Source organism: Legionella sp., from assembly GCF_047605385.1.
Lineage (GTDB): Bacteria > Pseudomonadota > Gammaproteobacteria > Legionellales > Legionellaceae > Legionella.
This window is the reverse complement of record NZ_JASGFU010000038.1, coordinates 12,747-27,010: the sequence shown is the minus strand read 5'-3', so window position 1 is coordinate 27,010 and position 14,264 is coordinate 12,747. Positions and strand designations below refer to the sequence as shown.

Here is a 14,264-nt window from a genome sequence, read left to right as displayed (position 1 = left end):
AAAGGACTCTGCTTTACTCTCTGAAAATTAGACTAAAAAACTCCGAACTGGGGTTCAATTAACAAGTACATTTAACTATTTGTATCAAGAAAAACACCTCTCAATAATGACTATTGGCTTACATCCACGACTCAGTGGTAAACCAGCACGAAGCCAAATGTTGAAACAATTTTTAGATTATTTGATAGATTATCCTGATATATGGATTACGCGTAGGATCGATATTGCGAATTATTGGTTAGCTCATTGCCCACCCATAAACACATAATAGCAACTGCCTTGAGAATATTTTAAATTCAACGCAGTTGCTACATATTCACTTTATTAAATATAATTAAATACACTTAAGCCCTGAATACGAACAAAGCTTTGTTGCGCTGCCTGAAGATTAACCAATTCCTGGTTAAATTCGGTTGCAACAACTACAGGATCAATCTCGCGTAAGTATTTCAGGGTAATAGTACTGGTATCAATTAAATCTTCATTGGCGCTTTGCGAATTAGCCACCTGATTTAAACGAGAACCAATAGTTGCTATGATATCCGTCATATTCAATATCGCACTATCAATTTGCGCCAGTAACTGATTATTTTCAGTTGCAGTTGCTGCTTTATCAACAGCGGTATTATATGGCAAACTCAAGTTGCTAATCATATTTTGAATTGTTTCAAAAAGAGAAACATTTTGTGCCGGTGTTACTGAAAATGCATCTCCAGCTTGAGGTGTACCATTGAATTCTAAAGTCATACCATTAAAACTCAAGGACATGCCAGGTTGATATACAGGTGCATCATCAGGTAAACCTGTAGTTGGAATCACATTTCCACTTGTTGCGCCTGTAACCATAGCAACTAATTCGCCTGCTGTATTTAGCGTAAAACTGATTGTATAATCATCAGCTACATAAGTACTGTAATTAGTAACGGAACCTGTAGTTGCTGATGCAGTGCCAGTATTAGTAATCGCGGCATTTACGGCAAAAGTCCCATTACCGCCAGGGATACGCATAAAAACACCATCACCTGGATCATTAATTGCAATTTGTAAGCTGCCAGAAATCATCTGAAAGCGTTGAGTGCTGTCTCCATTATAAATGTATTGGCCAGCCGTATTTAAAGTAAATGGCGCAGTTGATGTTTGCCCACCAGAAAATAAATAATTGCCATCATTATCTTTAGAATTCGCAAACGCTTGCAGTTGCGCCAAAATATCAGTCACCTCCACTAATAATGCTTGACGCTGAATCTCTGATAATGTGCCATTACCTGCTTGCACCTGAATTTGACGTAAACGCTGTAAATTATTACTGCAATCCGTCAATATGGACTCTTCTAAACTCAATGCATTTGTTGCACTCATACAGTTGCGTTGTAATATTTCAGTAGTACTTACGCGTTCAGTCAACCATTCAATTTGTGCATAAGAAATAGGATCATCCGAAGGATATCTCACTTTGATACCACTAGCCAATTGCTCTTGTAAGTTGGTTACACGCTCTTGTTGGCTTAATAAACTACTTAGACCGCTTTCATATATTTGATTAGTTGAAATACGCATTCATCACCTCATTATGTCAAATAAGACATGAATCAATTGATTTGAAACTTCCATTAATTTACCAGCGGCTGCATACGCCTGTTCAAATCGCAGTAAATTTGCCCCTTCTTCGTCTAAATTCACACTACTTTTGCTTTCTTGAAAAGCAAGAGCTTGCTTGTACAATACATCAAACGCAGCAGCGCGATTATTAGCTTCATTTGTTTGTGTCCCAACATTTGATAATAAATTAGAATAGCAATCAAACAGTGTTTCGTTGCCATTACCAAATAATTGTGACTGTTGTATTCCTGCAAGAAGTAGGCCATTTCGGTTATCACCAAAACCACCTTGGTTATATTCAGCAATAAACTGATCACCGGTATCAGGCATACCCGAAATCACTACAGAATAAGATGGATTTGTTGCATCCGGAATTTGCACCGTATTTTCTGTATTAGGTATAAAGGTTAATGGCCCAGATACAAGGGTCCCCGTGGTTACATCAACTACATTAAATTGCGTTGGTGAAATAAAATCAATGGAGTACTGATCACTAACACTAGAAGTATTAAATACAGTTCCTAAAGAAATCGTCCCATTTCCAGTATTGCTCATTGATGCACTAGTGCGTACAGGTGCCGCTAATGCCATTAGATTAGAATCATTAATTAACAACTCAAAGTCCCGTGCCGCACCACGAGTCGGGGTTAAAACATATGAATCGTTATCAACCAAATTAGATAAGTTATCGACAGTAATCGTCATCCCATCAACCACAATCTGCCCAGCAGGAGGTGCTGGTGGATTACTACTCCAATTTAAAGCCATTGATGTACCATCTGATTCACGAATTAAACGAATCTGGCCGGTTGCAACGTCATCCACTACTAATTGATAGTCGCTTAATTGAACTTGAGATAAATCAGTAATAGCAACAGATAATACTCCTGTTCCAGTATTTAACGAAGAAGCTGTTGCTCGCTGTAGCTGTTGGCTCGTCGTATTATAATCAGTAAAATAATTTTGACCCAGTTGGTTATTCAAATCCATACCCAATTGATTCTGTGCGTTAAATGTTTGTGCTAAACCAATTGCTATTAAACCTATAGTTTGACTTGTAGGAGTAATAATTGTACTTTCAAAATTCATTAATCCACCAAGCTGACCATTTGTTAACTGAGCAGAAATATCCAATTGTCCAGCACCACTTCCTAATAAAACGCGTGTTCCCATAGTGTTTAATGGATCAAATTGTACGGATAACATTCTTTGGGTTGGGCCAACAACAAACATTTCACCAGTTCCAATCCCTACATTCACTGTGCCATTATCATTCTCAATGATGGTCAGGTCAGTGTATTGAGAAAGCTCATTAAGTAATTCGTCGCGTTGATCTTGCAGCTCAGGAGAATATGGATTTCCCATGATTTCAGCATTCACATTTACTAAATCGGCACCTAGTTCATTAATCCTATTGGCAATTGCCACCATTTGCGCTGTCGTATTTTCTTGCAGTTGATCCAAATTTGATTGTAAAAATGAAAATTGTTCAACAAGTAACTGGCTTTGGCTTAAAGCAACTCCTCGCGCCGCAGGACTATCAGGAGCACTATTTAATTGGTTAAATGAATCAAAAAATGATTGCAATGCACTGGAAATACTGCTGCCGTTCTGAGAAATCATCTGGTCGATTTGGCTTGCTTGCTGAGAAAAGGTTTCATACTGAGTCTTAATGCTTTGAGTATTTCTAACTTGGGCATTAGCAAATTGATCTGAGCTACGGTAAATATAATCTACCATAACTCCAGTACCTACATACGCAGCACCATAACGCCGGGTAGCCGCAGGAGATAATAGTATATTCTGCCTCGAATAACCTTTAGTTGTAGAGTTAGCAATGTTATTTCCTGCGACTTCCAAAGCATATTGAAAAGCATTTAACCCTGAATATGCAATACCTAATATCGACATAATTATTCGCTCCCTGACCTAATACTCACCATCATTAAGTTTAATTATCCAAATAAATCATCAAGTTAACTAATATAATTAATACTATTCCTGGCTCTTTGTCAAATCTATGCAGACATACTGTATTTTTCTACGGCTTGAGTTAGCTCATTACCATGATAAATTGCCAATATTTTTGCACCGTATTCAGGATCCGTCGCATACCCAGCTTTGTATAATTCATTTACATAATTATCCGAATTACCAGCGCTAGCTAAAGCACCTTGGTAACGCTCACTTCCTTTAATCAGAGAAACATAATCATCAAAGCTATGTTCTACTGTTGGGTATTTTCTAAAAGAGTCTGTAATCTTAATAGGAGTATCGGCAATATATTCTGTTGTTTTCACATCAATTACACCATAAGTATTATTATCACCCTTTTTAATATTAAATAAGTTATTACTGCTATTGCCGTCCCTGTCTTTAGCAACAAATTTGCCCCAGCCAGTTTCCAATGCAGCTTGGGCAATTAATAATTTGGGATCTAAACCAATTATAGATGCAGCTTCTTTAGCCTTAGGCCAAATTGATTTCACAAAATCATCAACAACGCTTTCCGTTGGATTAGCATCTGATTGTTTAATCTGATTTATTGCAGCAGCTTGTGCTACAGGAATAGAAATAAAGCTTTGACTTGGCGCTGACAATTGAGTTTTTTGTGTGGATTCTAGCGGATTTGTCAATATGTCTGCCAAACCAATCCCTTTTGATTCGGCTATAGAGCTTGCATATTGTGCATCCAGCATTTCCTGAAATGTCTCGCGATCACGTCCTCTAAAAGGACTTGACTCATCCAGGAAATGCACTCCCATGCGCATACTTTTAAGCATTGATTGCAAGAAAATAGCCTCAAATTGCTTCGCAACCTCAGGAGCCGTGCCTTTTGCGTCATTAATTGCTCGCGATTTTAAATCTGCTAAACCATTAAAATCACTGGTTGCAATACCTGTTATCGCCATACTTGAATCCCTTTTAATTAACTTAAATTTTAGCTTAAAAAAACCATATTATATATTCGAGTTAACTCTTATATTACAATTAGGGTTGCATTCAATGCTCCAGCCTGCTGTAAGGCTTCAAGAATTGAAATTACATCTGCCGGAGTTGCACCCACTGCGTTAATTCCTCGCACAATGTCTTTAAGTGTTGTTCCTTTAGGCAGTACAAATGCATGATTACTTTTCTGTGCAATATTTACTTGGGATTGTTGTGTTTGTACTGTTCGTCCCCGTGCAAATGCATTAGGCTGGCTAATTACTGGCGTTTCAGTAACACTAACCACCAAGTTACCATGAGATACTGCTGCAGGTTTGACGATCACATTTGATGAAATTACCACTGTACCAGTACGCGCATTGATAATAATTTTTGCCATAGGTAAAGCTGGCTTAAATTCGATATTTTCTAATACCGAGACATAATCCACACGCTGTGCCATCTTAATAGGCGCTGATACAACGACAGAAGTAGCATCCAAGGCTTTTGCAGTTCCTAGACCCATTTCTTGGTTAATTGCATCCGCCATACGCTTTGAAGTAGTAAAATCAGGGGAGTGTAAATTAAAAGTAAGATTTTTGCTGTAATAAAATGGATTAGGAATATCAGCTTCAACTGTTGCCCCATTAGGAATACGTCCCCCACTTGGAACGTTTACTGTAACACTTGAACCATCACTTCCAGCAGCACTAATACCTGACACAATAATATTCCCTTGCGCAATAGCATATACACGCCCATCGGTCCCTTTTAATGGGGTTATGAGTAAAGTACCACCAAGCAAACTTTTGGAGTCCCCAATTGATGAAATATTAACATCAAGAGTTTGTCCCTTTTTCATAAAAGATGACAAACTGGCAGTAACCATCACTGCGGCCATGTTCTTCGAATTCAGTTTGGTTCCAGCGCGAATATTTACCCCTAATTGCGTTAACATATTGGCAAAGCTGTCTTCTGTATAACGTGTCCCGTTTTTATCTCCAGTACCGTTTAAACCGACAACCAGTCCGTAACCAATTAACTGGTTAATACGCACCCCAGCCAAAGTGGCCATGTCCTTGATTCGTTCAGCATAAGCTTGAGTAAATACTAAATTTATAGCTAATAACCACGTAATAACCAGCATTCGCCGCATTACAAATCCTTCGTCTTATTGTTATACCAAATTAACTCCTACCTCTTTACTTATGAAGACAAAGACATTGAGAAGTTAATTATCTATCTAGGTTGGAAATAATGGTCCCCACATAAATCGAGCCAACCAACCCTGAGCATTAGTATTGTTCGCTTGACCTGTACCACCATAAGCAATACGAGCATTAGCCACGCGATCAGAAGTGATCGAGTTGTCTCCACGAATATCTTGTGCGCGAATAATCCCAGACAGACGAATGTATTCTTCGCCCTGATTGATCTTTACCCATTTTTCACCTTGAACTATTAAATTTCCATTTGCCAATACCTTATTTACGGTCACAGAAATACTTCCATCTAATTGGTTGTTTTGTACTGCTTGCGCTTGACCGTTAAATTGGCGTTGGTTATTTAAGTTAAAGTCCATGCTGTAGCCACCACCTAATGAGATGGGTCTACCTAAAAATACTTTGTTAGTAACTACGTTGGTATCATTTTTCATTTGTTGCAAGGTTGCATTCTTTCTAGCATTTGTACTTTCAAGCAATATAACGGTGACTATGTCTCCTTCATGCCGTGCTCTTGCTGTTTCAAACAGTGGTAATGCCGTTTCAGGATCATAAATAGCGCCACTTTGTCTGCGCAATTGCTTAGGATCAGGTGTTGCCGGATAGGTTGGTGCAAAATCCGGGTTTTTTCCAACAACAGGTGGGTTTAATGCCTCACACCCACTCAAAAGAATCGCTATCAATCCAACTGTTAAAACATTAAATAATCTCATCGATGGATCTTCTTAAACAGTTTGGTTTAAATACTGCAACATATTATCCACTGTCTGCATTCCTTTAGCCGTAATCTCATAACTACGCTGGGCCTGAATCATATTCACTAATTCTTCGACTACGTTTACGTTAGAGGCTTCCAGATTATTTTGTAATAAAGTACCTAAACCATTATTTCCTGGGTTATCTAATGTCGGGTTGCCACTTGATTGTGTTTCAGTGTAAAGATTTTGCCCAATAGGCTGCAAACCTGCTGGATTCATGAAATTCGTTAACTGAATAGTCCCCAGGTTAGTTGGTGTAGTTGATCCAAAAACTGTGGCACTTACCACGCCATCCTGACTGATGGTCACCCCTAATGTCTGCGCAGGTAAAGTAATTGCGGGTTGCAGTGTATAACCATGGCTATCCACAATTTGTCCAGTACTATCAAGAGTAAATTCGCCATTACGAGTATAAGCTTGGGTTCCATCTGGTAGTAATATTGTGAAGAAACCTTGCCCCTGAATTGCAATATCATAAGCATTATTAGTTTGGTGAATACTTCCTTGTTCGAACATTTTTTGAGTCGAAACCAAATGCACCCCAGTACCGGCATTAATACCAGTAGGAACAATCGTATTTTCAGAAGATTGTGCACCTGCCTGGCTGCTGGTTTGATATAATAAATCTTCAAACTGTGGTCTATCCTTTTTAAAACCAGTAGTATTGACGTTAGCAAGGTTATTGGCGATTGTCGCAATAGTTTTTTCCTGAGCTTCCAAGCCCGATTTGCTGACCCATAATGCTGGTTGCATGAAAATCTCCTACCTTTATTTTTATTTTTCTTCATCTCAAATTATTTTGAGAGTCCTTAAAATTTAGCTTATTCAGTGTGTAATACTTGTGCCAATTTTTGTGCATTCTCTCCTATTGTAGTGAGCACATCCATGTGGGTTTCAAAATCACGTCCCGCATTAATCATCGCCACCATTTGTTCTACCGCTTGCACATTTGAGCCTTCAAGGAAACCACTTATCATTTTTAGCGTATTGTCCGCTGGTGCTACTCCACCAGTAGTGAGTTGGAATAGCCCATCAGCATTTTTGACTACGTTGGCTTTATTCAAGGTAACCATTTTAATACGGTCAACAACCATTGGGGAGTTAGCATCGCCCCCTAGAGGAATGATAGAAATGGTTCCATCAGTGCCTATATCTATCGATTGGGCTGGGGGAATAGAAATCGGACCACCACCACCAATGACTAACTTCCCTGAGGCAGTAACCAACTGACCATTCGCATTGATGTTTAAGCCCCCAGCTTTAGTATATGCTTCTTTGCCATCACTACCACGTACAGCAAACCACCCATCACCATTCACAGCAATATCTAAGTTACGCCCTGTAGACATCAAACTGCCTGGGGTAAAATCGATACCATTTGCCTCTTGTACTATAAACGACTGAGTAAAATTATTCGCTGCTGCAGAACCCTGAGCATACATTGTTTGCGCCTGATATAAATCCCCTTTAAATCCAGGGGTGGCCACATTGGCCAAATTATTGGCAATGATTCCCTGGCGACTAAAATTTCCGCGTCCACCATTAGCTGCGCCATACAAAATCGGATCCATTTATTGTCTCCTAACGCATATTGATAATGGTTTGCGTAATAGCATCACCAGCACGAATCGTTTGCGCATTAGCTTGGAAATCACGTTGGGCACCAATCAAATCAACTAATTCGCTAGTAATATCCACATTTGACTCTTCCAGTCGTCCAGAAAGAATATTACCAAAGCCTCCTGTTCCACCAGTGCCAATTAATGCTTGTCCAGAAGCATTACTTGCAGCCCAAGACACATTACCCATATTTTGCAAGCCATTAAGATCTGTAAAATTGGCTAATTGAATCTGTCCCATAGCCAAGGTTTGACCATTTGAATAACTACCGAAAACAATTCCAGAGTCACTAATTTGTAACCCTGCCAAGCTTCCCGTGGTATAACCTGTAGCATTAGCAGATTGAACAGAAAATGGGCTACCAAATTGTGTAGAATTAGAAAAATCAATGGATAAGTTGAGTGGGTTAGCTCCATTAGTCAGTGTAAGTGATAATGGAACCAAGTTGGTGGGGATAGTTGTTCCAGTAGTGTCTTGAACTGAAGCAAAAGTACCATCTGAATTGAAATTAATCGCATACAAATTACTTGAATTGCCTGGTGTGACAATTGGTGGAACATCTTGGTTATCAATTTGAAATGCCACATACCATTGATTTGTTGTACCTGCTGGTGATGATGCATCCGGTTGACCTGCCGTTGCTGCTGAGTTTGCCCTAATAAAATACATGCTCAATACATGCGAATTACCCAAACTGTCATAAATAGGCATGGAGGTCGTATTATTATAGGTATCAGTAACAGGTGCAGCACCACCAGACCAATCCGCAGAAGGTGGAATGCTTTGAGAATTTAAGTTAGCCCCCATACTCACGCGAGTAGTTGCTAGTGGAGTTAGGTTGGCACTGTTCACTTGTAAATTTCCAGTAGCACCAGTAATATTTCCTGAAGCATCAGCAAGATATCCAGTCAGAAACTCCCCACTTGAGTTGACAATAAAGTTGTTATTGTTCAACATAAATTGACCGGCACGGCTATAAGCTGTAGTTCCTTGATTATTCAGAATAAAAAAACCATTACCACTAATTGCCAGATCCAAAGTATTGTTGGTGTTGGTAATATTGCCACCAGCAAATGATTGTTGCACTTGAGTCAACATCACCCCGCCACCGATGGAAGTACCGCTGGAATTATAACCACCGGTAGCATAAATATCTCCGAAATTAGCACGAGAGCCTTTGAAACCAATTGTAGAAGAGTTCGCAATGTTATTACCAATAACCTCTAAATTGCTTGTTGCTGCTTGCAACCCACTGATGCCAGTATCAAAAATCATCCCAATCTCCTGCTTATACCGTTATTTGTCTTACCTGATCTAATGAAACTGCCCCAACCCCTGCCACATTCAGTTTTAAACCCTCGCCATTTTGTTCAAGGCTAACGCTATCAACATTGGAGGATGTCATGGTTTTAAATGCGACTTCTTGCCCCATATAAGTCCCATGAACAGCAACTTTATATTTCCCTTCGCCTAAACGCTTACCGTCTTGGCCAGCTCCATCCCAAGCAAATTGAAAAAATCCCGGTTCTGGAGCACCCAAATGCATTGTTTTGACCAACTCACCTGAATCTGCGTAGACATAAGCTACAATATTGCTGGCTCCTTTTGGAATATCAATTGCCGTTTTTACATCGCCTTCTTTTTCTAATTTCAGACTCTCACTGCTTACTAACACTTTTCGACCGACTAAAGCTGAAGCTTGCAGTGCTTGATTTGATTGCAGTGAATTTGCCATTTGCTGCATTGACTCTTGCATTTTAGAAACACCGTCATTCGTACTAAACTGAGCAAGTTGCGATAAAAATTCACCATTAACTTGTGGTTGCATAGGGTCTTGATTTTGGATTTGCGCCACCATTAAACGTAAAAAATCCTGTTGACCTAAATTTTTAGCTGGTAACTGGTTTTGAGGTGGTATGGGCATTGTCCCAGCTCCAGTAATTGCGTTTGTAGTCATCCTTTTCCCCTTATTCACCTAATTGTAAAGATTGTAAAGTACGTTGAATTAACATTTTGGCGTCATTAATCAATTCAATATTCATTTGATACGACTTGGATGCAGAAATAATGTTGGCCATTTCTTCCACATAATTTACATTAGGCGAATACACATAACCATTTTTATCTGCGATTGGATTATTGGGTTGATAGTGTTTTATAGGCTCTGCATTGCTGACATAATTTCCTTTAAGCTGTACCCCAGCTTTAACTTGATCGCCCATCCATTGATTAGCGTTTTCTTGTACTGTTTTAAAAATAGGATATTGTACCTTATACACTTCATTAAGATTGCCTGTTTCAACATTGGCATTGCTCATATTTGAGGTACTGGCGGTCAGGCGTGCTGTTTCTGCGGTTAAGGCTGAGCCTGCAATATCAAAAATTGTAGTTAATGACATGCTTATTCTCCTTTTAGCGCCAGCATCATGGTTTTAATTTTGTTATTTAGGAAACTTAAGCTCGCCTGGTAATTTAAGGAGTTACGTGAATATTCCATAGTTTCCAAATCCTTATCAACAGTATTCCCATCTAAGGAAGTCTGTGCGGTAACTCGATATTTTAAATTAGCAGCAAAATCGCTAGTGGAAGTGATATGATTTGGCGAAGTAACAGCTATTTGTTGAGTGCTACCAGCCATCTGCGCCGCAAGTAATTCATTAAAATCAACGTCTTGAGCTTTGTAATTAGGTGTGTTTGCGTTAGCAAGATTATTTGCCAGTTGTGATGATCTTTGATCTCGCCCTATCAACGCTTTGGCATGAATACCAAAATAAGAATCAAGATTTAACGCCATACGTACTCCCTGTAGCTTTATTGCATTACATAGAATGCAAGCATTGTGCCAATTTCAAATAAATGAGAAAATAAGCTTTATCTCTAATAATTCTACTTCTCGAAAATGTAAAAAGTATTTATTAAAGAACAATCTAATATAAATTTGAGTAGTCGCTATGTCAAATCTTAATCTGCTTCCTGATAATGCCATAAACCAAGTAAAATCCTATTTACTGGGCTTGCAAAATTCGATCTGTTCAGCATTAGAATCCTTAGATGGGTATGCAAAATTTATTGAAGATACCTGGACTCGCGCTGAGGGTGGCGGTGGGATCACACGTGCTTTAGCTCAAGGCAAAGTTTTTGAAAAGGCGGGGGTTAATTTTTCTCATGTATCCGGAGAACAACTCCCTCCTTCAGCAAGTGCTCATCGTCCTGAATTAGCGGGTAGAAAATTTAGTGCCTTAGGTGTTTCTTTGGTAATTCATCCCAACAATCCTTATGTCCCGACCTCTCATGCTAATGTGCGTTTTTTCATTGCTGAAAAAGAAAATGAAGATCCTGTTTGGTGGTTTGGTGGTGGATTTGATTTAACTCCTTATTACGGTTTTGTAGAAGATTGCACACATTGGCATCAAACCGCACGACAAGCCTGTCAACCTTTTGACGAATCAATTTATCCTAAATTTAAAAAATGGTGTGATGATTATTTTTTTATCAAGCATCGTAATGAGGCTCGAGGTATTGGCGGTTTATTTTTCGATGATTACAATGAAATCAGTTTTGAGCATAGCTTTGGCTTAATGCAAAGTATTGGCGATCATTATCTTAAAGCCTATACACCCATCGTTGCTCGTCGTCTGTCTCATCCATTTGGGCCACGTGAAAAAGCCTTTCAAAACTACCGTCGCGGTCGTTATGTTGAATTCAATTTAGTATATGATCGCGGTACTTTATTTGGCTTACAATCAGGTGGCCGTACGGAATCGATCTTAATGTCCTTACCTCCCGAAGTTTCCTGGATATATAATTGGCAACCTAAAGAGCAAAGTCCTGAAGCGAAATTATATACTGATTTTCTTCCGGCCCGGGATTGGCTTTAATTCATAAGAAAATATTGAGGTCATCATGACTCCACCAATGCTAAATGAGCTACTCGCCGCAAATAAAACCCGGCTAACGAAGCTGCGATGATGTTCAATAAGCCAATCACTAAAAACACTTGCGGTATAGTTACCCTAAAATGCAATAAGATCATCACTAATAATGTCCCTAAAACCATGAATAAAGAATTATAAATATTATTCGTCGCAATAGTCCGCGCCCTATTTTCAGGTGGACTGGTCATCTCTAAATAAGTATACAAAGGCACAATAAATAATCCCGCAGAAAAAGCCAGCAGGAATAAATCACAGGCGATACGCCAATGAGTTAGTGAAGTAAAAAAAGTCTCGATAGTCACCAGGGAAGAAGAACTTTTCAGATCTGAGGAAACCCAATACAGGTCTATAATAAAGCAAGTAAACGCAAGCATTGCCCAAGGAACAACCATCAGAGCTATTTTTCCATGAAAAATAACATTAACCGCTAGAGATCCTGCAGCAATGCCAATAGAAAATAAAGCTAAAAATAAAGCAAATACTGTATTATCAGCACCCAAAACATAATTAGTAAAATCAGGCAATTTAGTCAATAAAACCGTGCCCAAAAGCCAAAACCACGATAAAATTAAAATCGCAGAAAAAATACCTAAATTTTTAGTTGCTTGCGTCAATAACCTAAATGTGGCACGCCAAAACAGTGGTTCAATTTTCAAATTAGGCAAAAAAGAAGGAGCCTGAGGAATCATAAAACTGGCGAATAAACCTAAAAAAGCCACCAAGATCGTCAGAAAAATGGCAGCATAAGGTTTACCATATTGGCTCCCAATGACCAAAGAACCAAGTGTAGTTCCTAATAAAATAGCAATGAAGGTGCTGGCATCAACTAAACCTGTAGCACCTAATAAGTCTTTTTTAGGTAAATGATCGGGTAAAATTGCGTATTTTATTGGCCCAAAAAAGGTTGAGTGTACTCCTAAACCTGTCAGAGTAAACATCATCCAAAAAATAGTTCCATAATATAAGGCAAAGCTACCTATAATCATCAAAAATAATTCAATAAATTTAATAATTCGAATTAAAATCGCCTTATCATACTTGTCTGCAACTTGACCTGAGGTCGCAGAAAGTAAGAAAAAAGGCAGGATAAATAAAATACTGGCAATCGCCTGATAATATTCTGATTGCGCTTGAATATGAGTTAAGTCATAACTAATCATGGTTAACATAGTTAACTTAAACGCATTATCATTAAACGCACCAAAAAACTGTGTTAGAAAAAAAGGCAAAAAGCGCCTTTTCTGTAATAGGGAAATTACATTTGCCCCCATACATCACACTCCATTATTTTAAAAAAGATTAAGGCTTACACAAACGGATTCCTTGTGACTCAATTTCAATTTGACCGTGTTTATAGAGATAGCCTATAGCGCTTTTAAAACTCTTTTTACTTTCACCAAAAATATGTTGTATCTGTGCGGGCGGACTCTTATCATGTAACGCTAAAAAACCACCAGCCTGCTGCAATTGTTCAAGAATCCGTTGTGCTAAAATATTAATACTTTCTTGACTTGCCCTTCTTAAGACCACATCAATTTTACCATCTTCACGAATTTTTTTAATATATCCTTTGATACGCTTACCATAAACAAGGAGTTGAAAAATATCGGCTTTATGTATTAATCCCCAATGCGAGTGATTAACAATCACTTTTCGTCCTAAATCAGTTGTCTCAGCAATTAATAATTTCACCTCATCCCCAATTTTTCCGGAAACTGGTGTTTTATCAAGATAATGGTCTATTTTAGAGCTTGCAATGATACGTCCTTGATTATCTTGCTTTACATAAACAATATATGATTTATCTTTTTCCATAGGGCGGCGCTGTTCAGGTACTGGAACTAATAAATCTTTATCTAAGCCCCAATCCAAAAAAGCACCTACACGATTAACATCAATCACCCGTAAATAAGCGATGCAGCCCATTTGTGCACGAGGTCTTATCGTGGTAGCAATAATTTTATCCTCGGAATCAAAATAGAGAAATACGTCCACTATGTCATTTATTTGCGTATCTTTAGGCACATATTTCTTCGGTAATAATATCTCTCCCAAAACCTCACCATCGAGATAAACACCAAACGGAACCTCTTTGAGGACTTTTAATTTATTGAACTGCCCAACTTTAATCATATAAAACCCTATTCTTTTCACTTATTGCCAACATTCTAACCGAAGAAAAAATAAATTTGCTATACTTA

The 14,264-nt window shown here is 38.5% G+C and carries 14 protein-coding genes; 1 reads left to right on the top strand and 13 read right to left on the bottom strand.

The annotated features are described in order from the left end of the window. Nucleotides 1–324 precede the first annotated feature (324 nt). From flgL to flgB, 11 genes are all read right to left on the bottom strand, one after another. Nucleotides 325–1,557, bottom strand: coding sequence for a flagellar hook-associated protein FlgL (flgL, locus tag QM652_RS09590; protein ID WP_415075205.1), 1,233 nt, complete (start codon nucleotides 1,555–1,557; stop codon nucleotides 325–327). A gap of 3 nt (nucleotides 1,558–1,560) precedes the next feature. Further along, complete coding sequence (gene flgK, locus QM652_RS09585) at nucleotides 1,561–3,510, bottom strand: flagellar hook-associated protein FlgK (RefSeq protein ID WP_415075204.1); 1,950 nt, start codon at nucleotides 3,508–3,510, stop codon at nucleotides 1,561–1,563. A 107-nt stretch (nucleotides 3,511–3,617) separates the two neighbouring features. After that, a complete protein-coding gene (gene flgJ / locus QM652_RS09580) occupies nucleotides 3,618–4,511 on the bottom strand; it encodes a flagellar assembly peptidoglycan hydrolase FlgJ (protein WP_415075203.1) in 894 nt (297 codons plus the stop codon). A 68-nt stretch (nucleotides 4,512–4,579) separates the two neighbouring features. After that, on the bottom strand, nucleotides 4,580–5,683 hold the full coding sequence (locus QM652_RS09575) for a flagellar basal body P-ring protein FlgI (RefSeq protein WP_415075201.1): 1,104 nt from the start codon (nucleotides 5,681–5,683) through the stop codon (nucleotides 4,580–4,582). An 87-nt stretch (nucleotides 5,684–5,770) separates the two neighbouring features. Beyond that, nucleotides 5,771–6,463 carry a flagellar basal body L-ring protein FlgH gene (locus QM652_RS09570; protein WP_415075199.1) on the bottom strand — a complete coding sequence of 231 codons (693 nt, stop codon included), beginning with the start codon at nucleotides 6,461–6,463 and terminating at the stop codon, nucleotides 5,771–5,773. Nucleotides 6,464–6,475: 12 nt separating this feature from the next. Further along, the gene (gene flgG, locus QM652_RS09565; RefSeq protein WP_415075197.1) at nucleotides 6,476–7,261 is read right to left on the bottom strand and encodes a flagellar basal-body rod protein FlgG; all 786 of its coding nucleotides are present in this window, start codon (nucleotides 7,259–7,261) and stop codon (nucleotides 6,476–6,478) included. A 68-nt stretch (nucleotides 7,262–7,329) separates the two neighbouring features. Next, nucleotides 7,330–8,079 carry a flagellar basal-body rod protein FlgF gene (gene flgF / locus QM652_RS09560; RefSeq protein ID WP_415075195.1) on the bottom strand — a complete coding sequence of 250 codons (750 nt, stop codon included), beginning with the start codon at nucleotides 8,077–8,079 and terminating at the stop codon, nucleotides 7,330–7,332. A gap of 10 nt (nucleotides 8,080–8,089) precedes the next feature. Next, nucleotides 8,090–9,403 (bottom strand): flagellar hook protein FlgE, encoded by a 1,314-nt coding sequence (gene flgE / locus QM652_RS09555; RefSeq protein ID WP_415075193.1) that lies wholly within the window; start codon nucleotides 9,401–9,403, stop codon nucleotides 8,090–8,092. A 13-nt stretch (nucleotides 9,404–9,416) separates the two neighbouring features. Continuing rightward, a complete protein-coding gene (locus QM652_RS09550) occupies nucleotides 9,417–10,085 on the bottom strand; it encodes a flagellar hook assembly protein FlgD (RefSeq protein WP_415075191.1) in 669 nt (222 codons plus the stop codon). A 10-nt stretch (nucleotides 10,086–10,095) separates the two neighbouring features. Next, nucleotides 10,096–10,527, bottom strand: coding sequence for a flagellar basal body rod protein FlgC (gene flgC / locus QM652_RS09545; protein WP_415075189.1), 432 nt, complete (start codon nucleotides 10,525–10,527; stop codon nucleotides 10,096–10,098). 2 nt (nucleotides 10,528–10,529) lie between these two features. Next, on the bottom strand, nucleotides 10,530–10,922 hold the full coding sequence (flgB, locus tag QM652_RS09540) for a flagellar basal body rod protein FlgB (protein ID WP_415075187.1): 393 nt from the start codon (nucleotides 10,920–10,922) through the stop codon (nucleotides 10,530–10,532). A 157-nt stretch (nucleotides 10,923–11,079) separates the two neighbouring features. Here flgB and hemF point away from each other — a divergent pair, with 157 nt between their 5' ends. After that, nucleotides 11,080–12,006, top strand: a complete 927-nt coding sequence (gene hemF, locus QM652_RS09535; protein WP_415075185.1) for an oxygen-dependent coproporphyrinogen oxidase — start codon at nucleotides 11,080–11,082, stop codon at nucleotides 12,004–12,006. Between the two features lie 23 nt (nucleotides 12,007–12,029). Here hemF and QM652_RS09530 read toward each other — a convergent pair whose 3' ends face one another. Together QM652_RS09530 and QM652_RS09525 are read right to left on the bottom strand one after the other, a co-directional pair. Next, nucleotides 12,030–13,334 carry an MFS transporter gene (locus QM652_RS09530; RefSeq protein ID WP_415075183.1) on the bottom strand — a complete coding sequence of 435 codons (1,305 nt, stop codon included), beginning with the start codon at nucleotides 13,332–13,334 and terminating at the stop codon, nucleotides 12,030–12,032. Nucleotides 13,335–13,362: 28 nt separating this feature from the next. After that, nucleotides 13,363–14,196 carry a S1 RNA-binding domain-containing protein gene (locus QM652_RS09525; RefSeq protein WP_415075181.1) on the bottom strand — a complete coding sequence of 278 codons (834 nt, stop codon included), beginning with the start codon at nucleotides 14,194–14,196 and terminating at the stop codon, nucleotides 13,363–13,365. Between the last annotated feature and the right edge of the window lie 68 nt (nucleotides 14,197–14,264).